The following is an 18758-nucleotide window of genomic DNA, read 5'->3' as shown; positions in this document are numbered from 1 at the left end:
GTTAGGCACGCCGCCAGCGTTCATCCTGAGCCAGGATCAAACTCTCCATGATGAATCGTTTGATTCTTTTGACTTTTTTTTGTCTCCCCCTTGCGGGTTTGACTTTTTTGTTATAGAATTGCTTCTAAACGAGGCTGTTTTGCTTGGCTTTCAAACTATTGTTTTGTCTAGGTTCGAGCGTCGTTTGTTTCGCTTCGCTTTCGCTTTGCTTCAACCGCGCATTTACCAATGTATCTAACTTCCCTAAGTTTGTCAACCCCTTTTGGCAAAATTTTTTGATCTTTTTTCTATCCCTTGCTACGTAAGCTTTTCAGCTATTCCCCCTTTTTCTGGTGGGGCTTTTTTGTCTAGTAATTTTGTTCTAATTAGCTCTTGATGGTGGTGACAGCGTTTTTCATAAGTGGGAACTGTTTAGGCATCAAATAGGGCTGCAGTGGCTGAAATAACTGCTTAGTAAGGGTTTCAGCCCCGTGGCCGAACGAGAAGGTCAAACATTGAATGCCCCGCTCAAATCGCAGTCCAGCAATTACCAACCCGATCCACTCGGTTCGATCAGTTAGAATCAAGATATGGAAAAAAAATTATTTAGGGTTTGCTGAATAAACCTTAAAACCTTGTTGGGTAAGACTTTTAGACTTTTTTCCCCTCAAAAAGTGCCAGCACTTGGAGTGATCGGGGGAAAAATTCAGGTACTTTTTCCCTGAAAATTAGGTAGTTGACCACCTGAAAATCGGTACAACCCTACACCCCACACCCCACACCCTGCCCCCACGAAAAACTTTTTGCCGCAAACCTATTTATTTTCGGGAACCTTTGCTAACTTCTCCCGTCCTCAAGCCCTGAGTGAGGAGTTTATATCCTTAGAGGAAATCCCATGAGTCAATCGATTCCAGCATCTTGGTCACTCGAGGCCAAAAAGTCTCAAAACCCCGTGTCCCCTGACAAACTCTCCAACTATGATCTGATTGCACGCTGTCAGGAAGGGTGTCAGCCTGATCGGGCAGCTTTTGCGGAACTGCTGCGGCGCTATCAAGCTCATATTGATAAATTACTCTATCATTTGGCTCCCGATTGGCAAGATCGCGCTGATTTGGCTCAAGAGGTCTGGATTCGCGTCTATCGCAATATTAACCGTCTCCATGAACCCCTCAAGTTCCGCGGTTGGTTAAGTCGCATTGCTACTAATCTTTTTTACGACGAATTGCGGAAACGCAAGCGGGTTAATCACCCCATTTCCCTCGATGCTCCCCGACGCGTGGAAGATGGCGAAATCGATTGGGATATCGAGTCCGATTACCCCAGTCCCGATGAACATCTCACCACCCACGAATTCTACGATCAATTACAGGCGGCGATCGCTGATTTACCAGAAGCTTTTCGGACAACTATTATTCTCCGAGAAATTGAAGGCATGGCCTACGAAGAAATTGCCGAGATCACGGGAGTTTCTTTAGGAACTGTTAAATCTCGGATTGCTCGCGCTCGCGCTAAATTACAATCTGTTTTACAGCCCTATTTTACAGAAGGCTAAAGAATATTGTGGTGATTCGGCACTAACGGCCGAAGTGAGGAGTCGTTAAATTTAACTAGCTCCGTGCTGGTGAAAAGTGATTGCATACCGATCGCTTCTGGTCGAGGTCAACCATGAATAATTATCAACCCGAAGACGTTCAATGGATCAAGTCTTTGTTACGTCACGATGACAGCGATTGCAACTCCGCAACCGAGGATATTTTGTTCTTAGATGAGGATAACGAAGAAGCTGATCGTTTTGATTTAATTAGCGCCTATATTGATAACGAAGTAACGGTAGAGGAAAGGAAGCTAGTTCAGCATTGGTTAGACCATGATGCTGCCGCTAAAAAACTCTATCGGCAGCTCTTGGGATTACAAACTAATTTAAGGCAGATTCCCGCACCGGTTACTATTGCCAGCGACCGATTGGCAGAACAGGTGTTCAGAAAAGTCGATGGTCAGCGTCGTCGGCAATATTGTGTTTATGGTGGCGCAATTTTAACGGCTATGGCGATCGCTATTGGCTCCTACTTCGTCTCCGAACGCAATGATCCCCTCTCCCAAATGGCGAGCAGTCCGGGCAGTATTAGCCAAGAGGGAGACCATTTGATGATTGCTCTCAACCATCCAATTATGGAGATTCCCGCAGCGGAAAAGCCAAAAGAGAATGGCCAAAGGTAAGGATCTATGGGGATAAATGCCAGCATTCTCGTGCGATCGCCCAATCTTCCGCCGTAGCAATTACCATCACTCGCACTTTAGATGTCTCGGTGGCGATATCCTCATCCCGGGGACGAGCGGCATTTTTAGCTAAATCTAACTCTAAACCCAAAAAAGACCAGCCTTGACTGGCTTTTTCCCGTACTAAAGCTGAATTTTCGCCGATTCCTGCCGTAAATACCAACACATCCAACCCCTCCAGAGAAGCGATCATCGATCCGATTAAACCTTTCAGACGATGAATATACATCTCAAATGCTAATTTTGCCCTCTCGTTACCTTCGGCCATCGCCGTGGTAATTGCCCGCATATCCCCAGAAATACCCGAAATTCCCTTTAAACCGGATTCTTTATTGAGTAAACTATTTAAACTATCGGGATTATATTGATATTCTCGCTCTAGATAAATCAGAATCCCTGGATCGATCGAACCGCTGCGGGTTCCCATCATCAATCCCTCTAGGGGAGTAAATCCCATAGTAGTATCGATACTTTTACCCCCCTTGACTGCCGATAGGGAAGCACCATTGCCCAGATGACAGATCACCATTTTCAAGGATTCCAGGGGTTTTCCCAACAATTCGGCGGCCCGTTGGGAGCAGTACTGATGACTGGTGCCATGGAAACCATAGCGACGGATTCCCAGTTCACTCCATTGGTAGGGAATGGGATAAAGAGAAGAATCGGGAGGGATAGAACGATGAAAAGCGGTGTCAAACACTGCTACTTGAGGAACATCGCCCAAAACTTGCTCTATTGCCTCAATTCCTTCTAAATGAGCGGGATTATGGCTAGGAGCAAGGGGAATCAGCTTTTTAATCGTTTCTTTGACTTGGGGAGTGATCATGGTAGCCTGGGAATATTCCGTGCCACCATGGACAACTCGATGACCGACTATACTAATGTCGGCGAAATTGGCCAGTACCTTAGTTTCGCCAGTGACTAAGGTATCTAACATCCGAGCGATACCCGCCGGACGATCCTGACTAGAAAGATTAATTTCCTGTTTAATTCCCTGAGCTTTTACCGTTAAAACCCCGTAATCAGGGTTAACCGTCCAATCGATCCCCGCTTGCCAAATTGGTTGTGGAGGATGGCTGGGAAGAAACTCTAAATCGTATAAACAACTTTTTTGACTGCTCGATCCCGCATTTAAGACCAGAATTTTCATAAAAAAGCTCAATTAGGAGGTGGCTTGTGCTGATCATAATCAAACTCAGGTTAAGCCTAGATAAAATCGCTGACTTTTCGGGTTTTTCTTCCAGAAAATTTTATCTGGCTGCCATCACCCCTCCCTGACTTGAAAGAGGGTGTAGGGTGTGGGGTGTGGGGTGTAGGGAAGGAAACCTCTTTCATCTCTGGTGGTGAAAATTTTTTCATCGAGACTGACTCGGGCAATATTACAAAACTTTATCAAAAAAAAAGTCAAAATAGAGCCTCTAGGGTTATAAAATACAAGAATGCCCCTTGTGAAATTGATCCAAGAAGCTACCTCTGATGCAAGTTAAGGCCTCTATAGTGGATTTAGAGCTAGTTCTCGTCCTTTTCACCAGTGGAATGTCAACATCGCACCACGAATCTCTAGAATGGAATTTTTGCGTATTCTAGATAACCGTGATTACTAGAGGATTTCTTAAGTATGTCAGAGGTTACTGCCGTTACAGATGCCACCTTTAAAGATGAAGTTTTAGATAGTGCCAACCTTGTCCTAGTGGATTTCTGGGCTCCTTGGTGCGGCCCCTGTCGAATGGTGGCTCCCGTTGTCGCAGAAATTGCCGAAATGTTCATAGGGAAAGTCAAGGTGGTGAAACTCAACACCGACGAAAACCCCAATATCGCTAGTCAGTATGGGATTCGCAGTATTCCTACTCTGATGATCTTCAAAGAAGGTCAAAAAGTTGATATGGTGGTCGGGGCTGTACCGAAAACCACTTTAGCTACCACCATAGATAAACACCTGAAACCGAATGATCCTCAAAAGGGGTCAGGAAGTTGATCTAGTGGTCGGGGCTGTACCGAAAACCACTTTAGCTAATACCCTAAATAAGCATTTGGGGGTTAACTAGGTTTTCTGGTAACGCATACCGGGTAACTGAGTCACTAAACCTATTAATTCTAATTCCAATAAGATCCCCGCCACTTCTGAGGTGGGGATTTGCATTTTTTGAACAATAATGTCAAACAACAGGGCATCTCTGTCAAATAACTGATACACTTGTGCTAGTCTAGGTTCTAGATTGACTGGAGGAGCAGGATTAACGGCCGGGGATGTCTCTAGAGGGAGTGAAGGGGAGAGATTAAGCGGTGCAGATTGGTTCGTGGTGGGAATTGCCCCCAACATTTCTAATAATTTCTCCTCAGAAACGATAATTTCCGCTCCCTGATGAATCAGTTGTAAACAACCCCTAGCGGCAGCAATATCGGGAGAATTGGGTAAAGCATAGATATCGCCGCCAAATTCGTTAGCATAACTGGCCGTAATCAGGGAGCCAGACCTTTCGGGGGCCTCGATAACAATAGTCGCGCGACTTAAACCGGCGATAATGCGATTACGACTGGGAAAATGGGCTTTATTCGGTTGAGTTGCGGCGGGATGTTCACTAATGACTAAACCCTGCTTTTGGATGTCCGCGTGTAGCTGCCGATGACGACTAGGATAAACCACATCGACCCCCGTTCCCAAGACGGCAATCGTCCTTCCCCCTGCTTTTAAACAGCTTTGGTGTGCCTCGCCATCAATTCCTTCGGCCATACCAGAAACAATAGTAAATCCCTGTTGGGCCAAAAGGGTACTTAAGCGCCGCGCCCAGCGCCGGCCGTGATCCGTGGGGTTACGAGTACCCACAATGGCGACGGTGGGGATATTTCCCTGATTTTCCTCTAAATTGACCTTTCCTTGATAGTAAAGTAAGGGGGGAGGACTGGGAATTTCCCGGAGAAAGCGGGGATATTCTGGGTCGCTAGGAGTCCAAAAAAGGGGGTTTTTCTGGATATGTTCGGAGAAAAGAGCTTCTGGGTCAATTTGCGATCGCCCTTCCCGTACGGCTACCATTAACTTTTTGCCAAATCCCGCCCCTTCTGCGATCGCAGAATCGGAGGCATTCCAGGCCACAGCGACACTGCCAAAATGTTGATAGAGTCGCTTTAGGGAAATTGACCCAACTCCAGCAATACTTGACCATGCTAACCAATAAACGCGATCGTCTGTCAATTTGAAAAAGCTCCTCAGACCAAGTAATATTTTCAGTCGGTTAAAACTGACTGCGGCCAGATGACCTTAATTTATTTTAATCTTGCCGGAATACTTTCCATTAGTTGTTGAGGTATGGTTGAGCCTCGTCCATGTCTTTCACTTTTTTAAAATGTGAATCAGTTGTTCTTGATCTTCTGGGGGAAGTTGTTTGGTTGCCTCTAGTATTTCTGCAAAAGTGGCTTGAGTCATGGTTTTAGTTGGTTATAGTGGTCTTTGGAGCCAATTGTAGCAGTAAGGGTAGAATATGTTAGCATAGCGTAACGGATAAAGCAGATAAATTTATCGTAATTTAAAGCCAAAAACTGCGTTAAATAATGCCCCCTAAGAAATCAGTGATCGTATTTTTTTTAAGAACGTAGAATATCGGACAAAATATCTACAATTAAGGTTTGGGTTTTTAATGATAATGAGCCTAGTTCACGCTGAATCAGTGAAGAGCGAAGTGTTACTAAATGATCAAGTCTGATGGCTGACGATTGGCGAAGACCACTGATCATAAAATCTGGATTTTCTGGTCTCAGAATAATATCTGTATGAAGGGGATTTTCTGGAATACGACTGGTAATTAGGGCAAAGATAATGTGTTGATAGCCTCCAATTTGATTGGTTAGGCAATAAGCAGGACGAACCTTACTGGAAGATAAATCGTCGAAGGGAAATTGAATTAATACAATTTTACCCTTCATTAGTTACAGGTTGTCCATCGTTAAGGGTATAAATATCTTCTTCGGGATCTTGCAGAAAAGCAAAGCTAGGGTTATGGGAAACGGCATCTAGCCAGTTTTTTTCGTTCAGTTCATCCTCCGACATCAAAAGAATGATGCGCACAAACCGATCTTTTTCTTGGGGAATAGGATGATCAAGTTGAATTTGTCCTTGGGTATTGAGGATACCAGTGGTTTCAATCGCACGCATAGCAAAACCTAAAAGAAGTGATTCGATTCTAACATTAAAGTAACCTTGAAAAGCGGTGACGGGCAACTACAGCGATCGCTATTCTCAGGCTCGCCCTATGGCTCTCCTCGACTTTGTGTGATAATCATTGCTTATCATTCCTTGTAGTTTTGCCAGACAAGGGTTTAAAGACTATATTTCCAGAAAATTATCGGCTGCATCTCCTATTTGTGACTTTCCCTCACCTATAGGTGAGCAGTAGAAGTTATTCAAAGAGGGCGAATGCAATTCGCCCCTACAATAATATTATTGCGCCAATGGTGGCCCCCAACTGATAAAAGTTAACTGTTAACTGATTGGGGGAGATCGCACACAACACGAAAACCGAGATCGTTGGAGTAATCGTCGGCAACGTACCTGTCCCAAGACACTGAGCGACAGTTTCCAGGATAGCTGCCCCACGAACCGCCACGCCGTATTATTGATGAATTATTAGTTATATTGTTATCTCTCCATGCAATACTGCCATTTTCTTTAATATTGTCTGGTTTGCGAGCATAACTTTCGTGATATTGATCCGCACACCATTCCCAAACATTGCCGTGTATATCATAGATTCCCCAGGGATTAGGTTGCTTTTCCCCAACAGGATGGGTTGTATTATTTGAATTACCATCAAACCAGGCATAATCTCCTAATTGATTTTCATCATCGCCAAAACTAAATCGGGTTTTTGTACCAGCGCGACAGGCATATTCCCATTCTGCTTCTGTAGGCAAACGGTAGTTTTTTCCGGTTAACTGGCTCAATTTTTCACAAAACTCTTGAGCATCAAACCAATTAATGGTTTCTACCGGGTTCTGGGGATTTCCTGAAAACCTGGAAGGATTATATCCCATCACCGCTTGATACTGTGCTTGGGTGATAGGATATTTGCCTATCTGAAATGCTGGCACAATTACTTCATGTATCGGTTTTTCATTCTCATTCTCATTAGAACCCATGTTAAATTTACCGGCGGGTATATCCACCATTTCTAGGTTAAAGTCTGAAGGTAATGAGGGAATATATTGGGAAATTTGTTTTTGTTGAATAGGCTCATTAGCTGCCCGAATTACCCTGGGTGATACTTGTAATAATTTATCAACATTTAACGCCGCAAAGCTAAATTTAGAGTTAGAGTTAGCTGCCGATTTTTCATGACCGTAAGCCATTAAATCTTTCAGCTTACTATAACTACCCCAATAGCGAATCGACTCCTCTTCATTTTCTGGACTCAACCATCCCCGTGCAATTTTTTCTAATTTTGCTAAAATTTGCTTATCATTTTCCAAATCTGACAATAACAATGGCCATTTTAAACTAATCGCAGTAAATTTGCCTAACTGTTCAAAAGTTAGAGAAGGATATAACAAATTATTATCCTCGTCTCGCTCCTCAAAAAATAAACCAGTCTCATTAGCGATATAAACCTTGAGACGAAAGACATTGATAAAGTGTTTAATCCGTCGCGGATTGTAATCCAATGCAGGAGCCACCATCATAATGACATTCCGCACTGTTGGGGAATCTTTATCAAAATTTTTGACTTGAATCACTTCTAATCGCTTAATTACAGCTGCTTGTGCTTTCTCTTTTTCGGTTTGTTCGGATTCTATTAAAGGATTATCTAGAGACGAGTTGTTTAAATCACTTGTCTGATTACTTGTTGCGGAAATGAGATGCTTTTGCGAATTTTTCTCCGGGGTAAAGTCTAACTTAAACTTACCCCAGAATGACTGAAAAAATTTAGAAGAGGATTTATCTGGCGGTAAATTGGAAGGAGTTGAAGTAGCAAGCTGAGTCAAAAAACGCTCAAAATCCGACCGGGATGGTTGGGGAACTAAAAAGGGAAGCTGGACAAACTTTTCAATAAAGGTATAACCATAAGCTAACCCTTTATTAGAACTACGTCTCGCTAAAATATCAGGATCAATTTCTGTGGTTTCCGACGGTAAATACTTGAGAATGTTTTCGTATTTTACCGCTAAACTAGCGGCTACTTTTTCTCTGTCCATTCCTAAAATAAAGACCACTGAAGGATCATCAGCAATCATCAAGTTAATCGCTTGCATCAAGTCCGCTGATTTTGGATGTTCACAGCGATCTAAATCGTCAATAAATACATATACTCGATCATTGCCAATATAAGCATCAACAATTTTAGCAAAATCTTCATGAAATTCTTCTACAAATGCCGATTGTTTTTTATAATCTGGGGCTTCTATGTATTTAATTAGGTTGTTTTTAGGGTTTTGGAGTAACCTTTGAAAATTTATCGATAAACTCTTAATACCAGCAAAAATTCCTGCTCCTGATAAAGTTAAACCTCCAGCGGTAAATAACAGTTTAAAAACTGAATTAATTTTGCTCCAAAAAACATCTTGAGAGGTTGTTGCTCTGATTAATTCGTTAATTCCTTCAACTCCATAACCGATTAAAATAAAGGGAATGGCAATTGAGGCACAAATCACAAAAATTATTACTGGTAAAGCTTTAATTAATTCAAATAAGCCTTTTTCTAAGTTAAAACGCAATAATTGTAATTTAAAATGGCCTAGGATAACTCGAGGCAAATCTCGCCAATTTTTGGGCGTAGAAATCTGCTTAATAAAAGACAGCGCAAAAGCCGCCCATACCGACTCCGCTTTATCGTGTCGCCAAGCATTAAACCAAACCGTCCGACCTCCTTTTTTTCGTAAATATTCCTCTAACATTTTCATAAAAGAAGACTTGCCACTACCCCACTCTCCCTCAACCGATAAAGTTAGGGGTGGTTGTGTCTGCTCATGCAACAAAAATTCAGCGATCGCTATTACATAAGGCTCAAATCCGAGAGCATCATTATTAGTAGCTTGATCGCTGACGCTAGTATTGCGGATAGATTCAGGAAAATCGGACATGGTAGTTATTTTTAGGTGACAGAGAACGGAGAAGAAAATAGATTACCTTAAGTAGCTGGTTATAGTTAAATTAAAAATAGATTTTAGGTTCGATCCCCCCTGCCCCCCTTGATAAGGGGGGTGCCGATCCCCCCTTAGTCCCCCCTTGATAAGGGGGGTGCCGATCCCCCCTTAATCCCCCCTTGATAAGGGGGGTGCCGATCCCCCCTGCCCCCCTTGATAAGGGGGGTGCCGATCCCCCCTTAATCCCCCCTTGATAAGGGGGGCATCTGATAATTTTTAACGCCTACCTACTTATCAATCCGAGAAACGCTGTATATAACCCCCTATGCAATCAAAAAAGCAACAAAGAAAAGACATTTTCATAATATCATCTAAACCCTATAGGTTCTGTCAGGTAGGGGATAGAAGATTTAACTTAGTGTCTATAGAGTTATTGGGGTTTAGTTTTACTAGGAATCAGAATTAATGACCAGTAGGTGACAGCCTCTGGATCGACTTCTGTAATCGGAATAATTTGCTGATTGGGTAGGGTTGCTCGTTCGATGTAGAGGGCGCGTTCTAATAATCCTAATTCCTCGATAATATTGCGAACTTTAGCGAAATGTCTGCCTAATTTAATAATCGCTGCTGCATCAATAAAGGCTAGGCGATCCCGCAATATTTCCGCATCTAAAGTAGCGGGCATAATACTAAATACGTCATTTCGATAAGTGATAGGTACACCCAGCATTGCTGCACTTGCCATCACTGAAGAAATACCCGGCACGACTTCAATGGAAAAACGATCGCACAAGCGATTAAAGATATACATAAACGTGCCATACAACATCGGATCGCCCACACATAGCACCGCCACATCTCGACCTAAGTTTAACTGTTCGGCGATATTTTCGGCGGCAATATCATAATGAGGTTGAGAACTGCGCTCGACACTAAAAGGTAAAGGCATGGGAATTTCTATCTGCTCGGGACGGATAAAATCCGACACAATTGCCCGTGCCAAAACTTTGCCACTTTCTAAGGTAGGATAGGCAATTACCGGAACAGTTGTGAGAATTCGGTGTGCTTTGAGCGTCAACAATTCGGGATCACCAGGCCCGATTCCTAATCCATAAAGTTTGCCTAATTTATTCATAATTCGTTCTCTTTTGCTAGGGCATTGACTGCTGCTGCTGCGATTGCGCTTCCTCCCCTGCGTCCGTGCAGGGTAATAAATGGCACGCCACGACTATTAGTTGCTAATTCTGTTTTCGACTCTGCCGCTCCTACAAATCCCACGGGAAAGCCTAAAATCAAAGCCGGTTTATCTACATTTTGATCGAGCAATTCTAGTAGGCGAAAAAGTGCGGTTGGTGCATTACCAATGGCTACCACTGCTCCAGCTAAACGAGGTCGCCAAAGTTCTAAAGCGGCAGCGGAGCGGGTATTATTAATTTGCCGTGCCAACTCGGTCACTTCTGGATGATTGAGGGTACAAATAATCGGATTATTTTTAGGTAAACGCGCTTTGGTAATGCCATTAGCGACCATTTGAGAATCACAGAGAATTGCTGCACCCCCAGCGAGGGCATTTCGTCCGATTTTAACCGCGTCCGGTGATGCTTCTAAATCTTTTGTTATGTCTGTCATCCCGCAGGAATGAATTAGACGAACCGCCACATGAGCTAAATCATCGGGGAGATTTTCCCAGTTAGTTTCAGCCCGAATAATAGCAAAAGATTTGCGGTAAATTTCCTCACCATTCTTAATGTATTCCATTCTATTCATCTAAATTTTTCGATTTTTGGGAGCTTAAAATTTGGGCTATGAGGGGGGGAATCTTGGTAAATTCTCCCTCAAATATAGGTGTTTCTAAGAACTTTTGACTATCACCCACATAGACTTGATAAGCTTCTAGTATTTGGCCATTTTCCTCGATGGTAGTTCCTAAAAGGGTAATTTCGGCTGCACCCGGTTGAGCGCAGGATTTAGCACAACCCGTCAAATGAATATTAACAGGAGAATTGCAGGTTAAGCGTTCTTTCAAATAATCTGCCAAGAGAGAAGCATGAATTTGAGTTGCAGTGGCCGCCGCCGCACAGCCCGGTTTACCGCTACAGGCAACTATCCCCGCATCCCATCCAAGAGAAGCGGATAATCCTAAGGATGCCAGTTTTGGCAACAATTCTGAGACTTTTTCATCGGGAATATCGGGTAATATAACAGTCTGCCAAGGGGTTAATCGTAACTGACCACTGCCAAAAGTTTCTGATAGTGCCGCTAATCCCCATAGTTGATTAGCCGTCAATTGTCCTAATCTTAATGATAGACCAATATAAGACAATCCGGGTTGCTTTTGAGGATGAATTCCTAGATGAAAATAGGGTTGAGTAGAATGGGCAGCCTGCTGGTATTCTTGCCCTTGTATTATGCCGGTAGAAGTCCGATGTAATTGGTAGTTAACTTGTTCGAGATATTTTGTCAATCCCCAATCTTTGAGCAGGTGTTTCATCCTCGGTTTTTTACCCTTGATATTGGGGTTTTGTTGAACATAATCGATATAAACCTTTACTAAAGCTTTGACCACAGCTAAACAGTTTTCTGGCTCAATTAATAAGTCCGTATCATAGAATTGTTTATCTCCTCCGAGTGCTAATCGAAAGCAAACAATAGAAGTTAAATTTGTCGGATTTTTGACGGTAATTGCCGATAGCTGAATCTCATTATAGCGGTGTTGCCAGGCCATAGTTGAACCGGTGCCAATTCCCACTGCACCACCGCCATCGATGCCGATACTAAATTTAGGACTTAGTTCGGCAATTGATGGATAATTTTGGATAAAATTATCTAATTCTTGGACTAATGGACGAGTATCGATCGATTCTTGACAGTCAATTCCAGCCGTGGGACTTGACATGATATTACGCAAATGATCAACACTGGGATTATGGGCAGCTAACCCTAATTTTTGCAGGGTTTGAAATTCTTCTAAACTGGGGGATTTTTGCAGTCCGCGAATTTGCAGATTTGCCCGATTGGTAACTTGTATTGTCGTCTGCCATTGTTCGAGCCAAGTGGCGATCGCTTTTCCCTGTGGAGAATTGAGCCATCCACCGGGGGTGCGGAGACGAATTAAAAACCCATCCTGGGCAGCAGTTCCATAAAATAAACCGGGACAAGCATTTGCTTCAACTAACCAATTCACCGTTGTTTGTTCTCCATGCGACGCAGAGAAGTAGTTAGAAAATTAGTTGTCTATACTACCGATCAAAAGCTTGTAATTGGTATTCTGACTCGCAAGGAAAAAGGGAAGATGTACTCTTTTTACTTTTTACTTGATTACAGCTGCGGCACAGTACCAGAATTGCACTGGACTTTCCCAAAGACAAGTTTAAGGATCATACCACAGTTTGAGTTTTGGCGTTGCTAGATAAAAATCAGCTATAGGCTGGTTCCTCTATCCATCTGGCACAGACAACTCCTTATTGGATAAGCCTTGACCCTTAGAAGATGTACCAGACTGAGCCTGAATCCGCCGTAGTAATTACCCAATTATCTTAAGCACCACAAGCATTTCAGCTTTTTTTCAGCAAGCCCTACCTACTGTGAATGTGAAAAATTTCTGTCTTTTTTGTTATAGTTTCTAACATTGCCTATAGACTTAACCCACTGACATTTCATAAACTCCAGTGTCCTTTGAGTTTCGGAAAGGAATTAAACACTATGAACTCAGTTAATCTTTTGTTTGGGAACAAGACAATCAACCAATCTCTTAGGTTTAGCCAAATTCTCTCCCAATCTCTGGAAAGCGTATCTTACTCTCTTCAGGAATTCGCTACCAGTCCAGAATTTATGGAGAAGATGAGGCTTGCCTTTGGAGACAGTTTTGTGACGGTTACTGCCCTTAACTTGGCACAAGATTGGCAAAAAGGTAGTATAACTGGACTTCCCTTGAGATTCTTACTGCTACGACCCTTAATGGTGCTTATGCCGGATATGCTAGTGGGACAAAGACGATTTATCTATCTGAAGAATTTCTCAGTGAGAATTCCCTTTCAGTAATAACAAGTAGTATTTTAGAAGAATTTGGACACTCTCTTGATGTTATACTTAATGACTCAGACTCTTCAGGAGATGAAGGACAGATTTTTGCTGCGCTGGTTCAAGGATTATCTTTACCTGAATCAGAACTGCAAGCATTAAAACAAGAGAATGATTTCGCCACGATATATATAGATGGTCAAGAAATTTTAATTGAACAGGGAAGTGTTTCAGATAGTGGCGGCTTTGAAGGGAGTTACCAAGTGATTACCCTTGATACGACGGGTGGAGGATATGCCAGTTTTTACTATGAGCATTATACCATTCCTGATAATTTCATTATTCGTTATGAAGGAAGGAATATCTTAGAAACGGGATTTGTTGGAGGAAGCAAGACAGGAACGGTTCAAATTCCTGAAGGAGATTCTGATCAGTTAGAGATAATTGTAGCAACCAATGATGAAGGAACAGCATGGAATTATACGGTTGAAACAATTGCACCAGGGTTAAATATACAAGATGCCTATGTTACTGTCCCAGGAGGAAGTAATCAAACGGCAACCATCAAATTCCCTGTGATTCTCTCAGAAGCAGTTGATGTAGAAGTTACTGTTAATTATTTTACGCTCGTAGGAACGGCCGTAGATGGTGTAACGGGGAACGACAGAATAGATTACCAACCGATTACAGGTACATTAACCTTTGCCCCAGGAGAAACCCGTAAAGAAGTTGAAATCAGGATATTAGGAGATACCCCTGTTAATTACGGGGGCAATGCCAATTTTGAGATTTTCGCAAGGGATACAGCGTATCAGAATTGGGATAAAGGAGACGATATTGACTTTAACGGTAGTTTGTCTTATGGAGATTTAGGCTATCGAGTTGATCAATTTTTCAACGATGGCAGTACAGGTTTTCAGGCAACAGGATTAACTTCGGATGAAAATTTCTTTGTTTTAATCAGCAATCCTGTCAATAGCGAAATTAGCCAAGAGAGTGACCAAGAAAAAGATCGCTTATTGACAGATTTAGAAGAATTTCTCGGTCCAGATTTTGTGAATTCATCCTCTTATCAGAAAGTCGTAGAAACTCTCAATGACCTAGAAGCGCAGGATACCTCTTGGGCTTATGCGACTGGGACGATTTACGATGAAGGAAAAGCCCCCGTCTTGGCGATTCGGGGGACACAGCCCGATCAATTAAAAACAGATGTCTGGGATGATGCTAATCCCAATGGCATTGGTTATGGTCAATTTACGGCCAATCGGGGGGCTGTTAATCAATGGCTTCAAGAAGCAAGTCAGCCAGAGGATAATCTCTCGCTAAAACCCCACATTACAGGTCATAGTTTGGGTGGAGCATTAACCCAATGGGTGGCGGCAGATTATTCTTCTCAAGGTGCTTTAGGGAATATTGTTACGTTTAATGCTCCGGGTATTTCAACGAGTGCGGCTAATAGTTTCAGGGGTGCAGAGAAAGTCACTCACTATATCACTTCTATCGACATAGTGAGTATGGCAGGATTTCGTTATATTTCTGGACAATATGTTTTATCCAATCAATTGCTTGTCCCTTCCTCATTTCCCAATCCTGTTGATGCCCATCTTCATCCCGTAATTATTCCTAAAGTAGAGTCCAGTGGCTTGACTAAACCAGCTAATTTAAAGATAGATACGGTTGGTGGTACAAATGCGCTAAGTAGTCCCTTCTTCACCTATTTACCCGATCCTGATTATTTTGCGATTCAATTGATAGTAGCATCAGTACCAATCATTGGCCCATATTTGGCAAATCAGCTAACTTTTCGTAGCACTACTGAATTAAATCGTCAAGCTATAGGTGAACTGCTCTACGGTATCGGCTTAGAGAACATCGAATTTGCCATAGAAAAACTAACGGCTGCTGTTAATGCTGCCAAACAATGGGGACAAGATGCTTGGAATGCCATTACAGGGTGGGGAGAAAATGCTTGGGGTGCAGTAAGTAATTGGACAGTAACGGCTTGGAATGCCACAACCACATGGGTTAGTCAAGCTTGGAATGCCACAACTACATGGACGAGCGATGCTTGGAATGCTACCAAACAATGGACGAGCGATGCTTGGAATGCCACAACTACATGGACGAGCGATGCTTGGAATGCTACCAAACAATGGACGAGTGATGCTTGGAATGCTACCAAACAATGGACGAGCGATGCTTGGAATGCTACCAAACAATGGACGAGCGATGCTTGGAATGCTACCAAACAATGGACGAGTGATGCTTGGAATGCTACCAAACAATGGACGAGCGATGCTTGGAATGCTACCAAACAATGGACGAGTGATGCTTGGAATGCCACAACTACATGGACAAGCGATGCCTGGAATACCACAACAAAATGGACAAGTGATGCTTGGAATGCCACAACAAAATGGGTAAGTGATCTTTGGCCTTTCTCATCTTCATCGGATTTTCTGTCTGTTACAGCCTTTAATGAGATGAATAGTGATTCTATTAATCTTCAACAGACTCTCATTAATAATCCTTGGCAAGCGATCGCTCAATGGACTCCTGAAGCGTGGGAAGCAACCACTCACTGGAGGATGCGGCATGGCAAGCGACAACAGCATGGACTCCTGAAGTGTGGCAAGCGACAACAGTATGGACTTCTGAAGTGTGGCAAGCGACAACAGCATGGACAGATGAGATATGGCAAGCCACCACTCAACTTGATAGTACAACAGGGGATGAAATCCTTTTCGGGACAATTGGCAATGACAATCTAAGTGGCAACGCGGGCAAGGATATTCTCGATGGGTTAGCAGGAAATGATGTTCTTGATGGAGGAGAAGGGAATGATATTATCAAGGGAAGTGCTGGTAATGATAGCCTAACAGGGGGGACAGGTAGCGATAGTTTCGTCTTTGAGAGTCCCACAGAAGGGATAGATACCATCGAAGATTTTGACAGTAGTGAGGGCGATCGCATTGTCATTTCGGCAACGGGTTTTGGCGGAGGATTAATCCCTGATGCGGTTCTCGCAGAATCTCAGTTTGTCTTAGGGACGACGGCGGTTGATAGTGATGACCGATTTATCTATGATCCAGCTACTGGAAATCTGTTCTTCGATCCTGATGGCAATGGTGCTGCACCTCAACAACAGATTGCTATTCTAACAGGCGCACCTAACTTGAGTGCAGGGGATATCTTTATTTCTGGCAATTCAACAACCCCTAGCATCAAAATTACCGCCCCATCTACTAATGTCAGTGACACCAAAGTAACCATTGAATGGAATGCCTTTGATGCTGACTCAGAAGCAACCATTAGCCTATTCTACGACACGGACAATCAAGGATTTGACGGTGTCTTGATCGCTGATCGATTAGCGGAAACCGATGGACAAGGAAGCTTTGTTTGGAATACCGAAAATATTCCCCTAAAAGATTATTTTATCTATGCTCAAATTTCTGATGAAACCCATTCTCCTGTTTTTAGCTACGCCAAAGGACAAGTTTTATTAAAACCTTTGGTAGAGGCGGATTTGTCGGTCACTAAAACCCCTAGTGTTACCTCTGTGGAATTGGGAGAAACTTTTACCTACACGATTCAAGTCACTAATAATGGCTCAGTTACGGCTCAAGGGATAACAATCACGGAAATCTTAGCAGAACCTGTTACTTTTGCTTCTGCCAGTCTTACCCCCTCTCAACAGAGCGACAATGCTTTTACTTTTGATATTGGGGAGCTGCCATCGGGTGAAAGTCAAATAATAGAAGTCACGGCGATCGCTCCTACACTATTAACAGGAACAATCATCTCTAATACCAGTGTTTTAAGTGAAACCAATGATCCTAATCTAACCAATAATGTCGCACTTTTAGCAACTGAGGTCACTGCACCCGCACTCCCAGACTTAGTGGTAACTCGTACTGATAGTTCAGGTGGGGTCAATATTAACTCTCCCTACAGTTATAGCCTAACGGTCACTAACAATGGTTCTGCCACAGCCACAGGGGTTATTCTGACAGAACAATTACCTTCGACAGTTGATGTCATTAGTGCCACGGCTAATGTTCCTGGACTACAGCGCAATCTGGTAGATTTGATTAAGTTCCCACTGAATGCAGGTGAACGAGTAACTCTCGATATTGATGCGAGGACACTGGGATCATCTTTAGATTCTGTCTTGCGCTTGTTTGATTCAACAGGTATTCAATTAAGGGTTAGTGACGACAACCCTGCACCGAATGAACCTTTTAGTCGGGATTCTTATATCGATTTTACCGCTTCGGTTTCTGGGACTTATTACGTCGGGGTGAGTGGCTACTCCAACTTTAGCTACAATCCTTTCATTGATGGCAGTGGAGCTTCAAGTTCTTCATCAGGTAACTATACGCTTGAAATTAAAGTAGGAAGTGGCGGTTCTACCAATCAGGTGGTTTTGGGTGAACCTAATAATACAATTCCCCAAGCAGTAGATAGCGGTCTGAGTTCGGCTAATCCGGGAATTTTCGTCGCTTTCGGTTCAATTCGGACTGATTCCGAGCCGATTACTAATCCGATTAGTATTAACTTAGGTGATCTTGACATTGGTGCAAGTGTAACCGTCGATTTAACAGTTTCCTCGATCGCTGCTGGTAATCTCAACAGTACAACAATCGTAACCAGTAATGAGTTAGATGCCAATCCTCTTGATAACCTAATTGCTGGTACACAAGTTGTTAGTTCGGAGACTCCTACGGAGATTGATTTAGAACGAACTCAAACGGTTAATAATTCTAATCCTGCGATTGGGGATGAAATTACTTTAACCTTAACCCTTACCAATATCGGCCCCGGTATCGCTAGTAATATTCAAGTGACCAATGTTTTGCCCTCAGAATTAGCGTTTATTTCTGTCTTTGCTGAACAGGGAACTTATGATAGCAACACAGGCATCTGGAATGTTGGTAATATGCGAGATAATCTTAGTCGTACTCTAACGATTACTGCACAAGTAAATGGGGGTCAATCCCTCACGAATACGGCTCAAGTTACGGCAGTTTTTGAAGCAGACCTTGATTCTATTCCCAATAATAATGATCCGACTGAAGATGATCAAGCTTCTGTTTTGATCGATGTTCAAAATGTCGCTCCGATTGTGCAAGGAAACAAAACCTTAACGGTTTTAGAAGATGCGTCTTCTACTTCCCTCAATATTTCTACGCCAACCGATGGGAATGGTGATAGTTTAACCCTAACGGTAGAAACAATTCCAGATGGCACAAAAGGTCAAATTTTCTGGCTCTTCGTTACCCTTTATGCTAAATCAACAGACAAGATGCCAAGACAACATACTTCTAACCCAAAAATTCCGAAAGTTTCTAAAGCCATAGGCTCTCCGTTTTATTAGTTTAAGTTTATTGTTGATTCCCTCGACCACC

General features: G+C 42.9%; 15 protein-coding genes, 1 pseudogene and 1 riboswitch. Of the genes and pseudogenes, 7 read left to right on the top strand and 9 right to left on the bottom strand.

The window, feature by feature from the left end:
* The 3 genes from IM450_RS03805 to IM450_RS03795 form a co-directional block, all read left to right on the top strand.
* Positions 1-238: hypothetical protein (locus tag IM450_RS03805; RefSeq protein WP_287670062.1), on the top strand; the 238-nt coding region annotated here is incomplete at its 5' end.
* A 636-nt stretch (positions 239-874) separates the two neighbouring features.
* Positions 875-1531 carry a sigma-70 family RNA polymerase sigma factor gene (locus IM450_RS03800; RefSeq protein ID WP_002802236.1) on the top strand — a complete coding sequence of 219 codons (657 nt, stop codon included), beginning with the start codon at positions 875-877 and terminating at the stop codon, positions 1529-1531.
* Between the two features lie 113 nt (positions 1532-1644).
* Positions 1645-2196 (top strand): anti-sigma factor family protein, encoded by a 552-nt coding sequence (locus IM450_RS03795; RefSeq protein ID WP_002802237.1) that lies wholly within the window; start codon positions 1645-1647, stop codon positions 2194-2196.
* 4 nt (positions 2197-2200) lie between these two features.
* On the opposite strand, the gene IM450_RS03790 is transcribed toward IM450_RS03795, so the two are convergent.
* Positions 2201-3406: an acetate kinase gene (locus IM450_RS03790; RefSeq protein WP_287670059.1), complete on the bottom strand. Its 1206-nt coding sequence runs from the start codon at positions 3404-3406 to the stop codon at positions 2201-2203.
* 468 nt (positions 3407-3874) lie between these two features.
* On the opposite strand from IM450_RS03790, the gene trxA reads away from it, so the two are divergent.
* The gene (gene trxA / locus IM450_RS03785; protein WP_287670057.1) at positions 3875-4231 is read left to right on the top strand and encodes a thioredoxin; all 357 of its coding nucleotides are present in this window, start codon (positions 3875-3877) and stop codon (positions 4229-4231) included.
* Positions 4232-4297: 66 nt separating this feature from the next.
* Here the strand turns inward: trxA and dprA are convergent, their stop codons facing one another.
* The 7 genes from dprA to cobG all read right to left on the bottom strand — a co-directional run bounded on the left by dprA (position 4298) and on the right by cobG (position 12511).
* Complete coding sequence (gene dprA / locus IM450_RS03775; RefSeq protein ID WP_287670055.1) at positions 4298-5446, bottom strand: DNA-processing protein DprA; 1149 nt, start codon at positions 5444-5446, stop codon at positions 4298-4300.
* Positions 5447-5835: 389 nt separating this feature from the next.
* On the bottom strand, positions 5836-6174 hold the full coding sequence (locus IM450_RS03770; RefSeq protein ID WP_002759771.1) for a type II toxin-antitoxin system PemK/MazF family toxin: 339 nt from the start codon (positions 6172-6174) through the stop codon (positions 5836-5838).
* Positions 6164-6403: a hypothetical protein gene (locus IM450_RS03765; RefSeq protein WP_287670053.1), complete on the bottom strand. Its 240-nt coding sequence runs from the start codon at positions 6401-6403 to the stop codon at positions 6164-6166. The genes IM450_RS03770 and IM450_RS03765 overlap by 11 nt, the downstream gene beginning before the upstream one ends.
* A 320-nt stretch (positions 6404-6723) precedes the next feature.
* Positions 6724-9324: an SUMF1/EgtB/PvdO family nonheme iron enzyme gene (locus IM450_RS03760; protein WP_287670051.1), complete on the bottom strand. Its 2601-nt coding sequence runs from the start codon at positions 9322-9324 to the stop codon at positions 6724-6726.
* A 433-nt stretch (positions 9325-9757) separates the two neighbouring features.
* Positions 9758-10462 carry a precorrin-2 C(20)-methyltransferase gene (gene cobI, locus IM450_RS03755; protein WP_287670049.1) on the bottom strand — a complete coding sequence of 235 codons (705 nt, stop codon included), beginning with the start codon at positions 10460-10462 and terminating at the stop codon, positions 9758-9760.
* Positions 10459-11085 carry a precorrin-8X methylmutase gene (locus IM450_RS03750; RefSeq protein WP_043997836.1) on the bottom strand — a complete coding sequence of 209 codons (627 nt, stop codon included), beginning with the start codon at positions 11083-11085 and terminating at the stop codon, positions 10459-10461. Before IM450_RS03750 ends, cobI begins: the two co-directional genes overlap by 4 nt.
* 1 nt (position 11086) lies before the next feature.
* Positions 11087-12511, bottom strand: a complete 1425-nt coding sequence (cobG, locus tag IM450_RS03745) for a precorrin-3B synthase (RefSeq protein ID WP_287670047.1) — start codon at positions 12509-12511, stop codon at positions 11087-11089.
* A gap of 77 nt (positions 12512-12588) precedes the next feature.
* Positions 12589-12688, bottom strand: a riboswitch (cobalamin riboswitch).
* Between the two features lie 341 nt (positions 12689-13029).
* Between cobG and IM450_RS03740 the strand changes: the two genes are divergently transcribed.
* The 3 genes and pseudogenes from IM450_RS03740 to IM450_RS03730 all read left to right on the top strand — a co-directional run.
* Positions 13030-13368 carry a hypothetical protein gene (locus tag IM450_RS03740; protein ID WP_287670045.1) on the top strand — a complete coding sequence of 113 codons (339 nt, stop codon included), beginning with the start codon at positions 13030-13032 and terminating at the stop codon, positions 13366-13368.
* 242 nt (positions 13369-13610) lie between these two features.
* Entirely contained in the window at positions 13611-16118 is a 2508-nt protein-coding gene (locus IM450_RS03735; protein WP_287670043.1) for a Calx-beta domain-containing protein, read from the top strand.
* Positions 16007-18406, top strand: a pseudogene (locus IM450_RS03730) (pre-peptidase C-terminal domain-containing protein); the annotation flags it as partial. The gene IM450_RS03735 and the pseudogene IM450_RS03730, both read left to right, overlap by 112 nt.
* 237 nt (positions 18407-18643) lie before the next feature.
* Here the strand turns inward: IM450_RS03730 and IM450_RS03725 are convergent.
* A partial coding sequence (locus IM450_RS03725) for a transposase (protein WP_271947859.1) occupies positions 18644-18758 on the bottom strand: 115 nt, incomplete at its 5' end.

This window comes from Microcystis sp. M083S1, assembly GCF_020246405.1.
Taxonomy (GTDB): domain Bacteria; phylum Cyanobacteriota; class Cyanobacteriia; order Cyanobacteriales; family Microcystaceae; genus Microcystis; species Microcystis aeruginosa_C.
The sequence above is the reverse complement of the archived record's forward strand: the minus strand, read 5'-3'. Positions and strand labels throughout refer to the sequence as shown.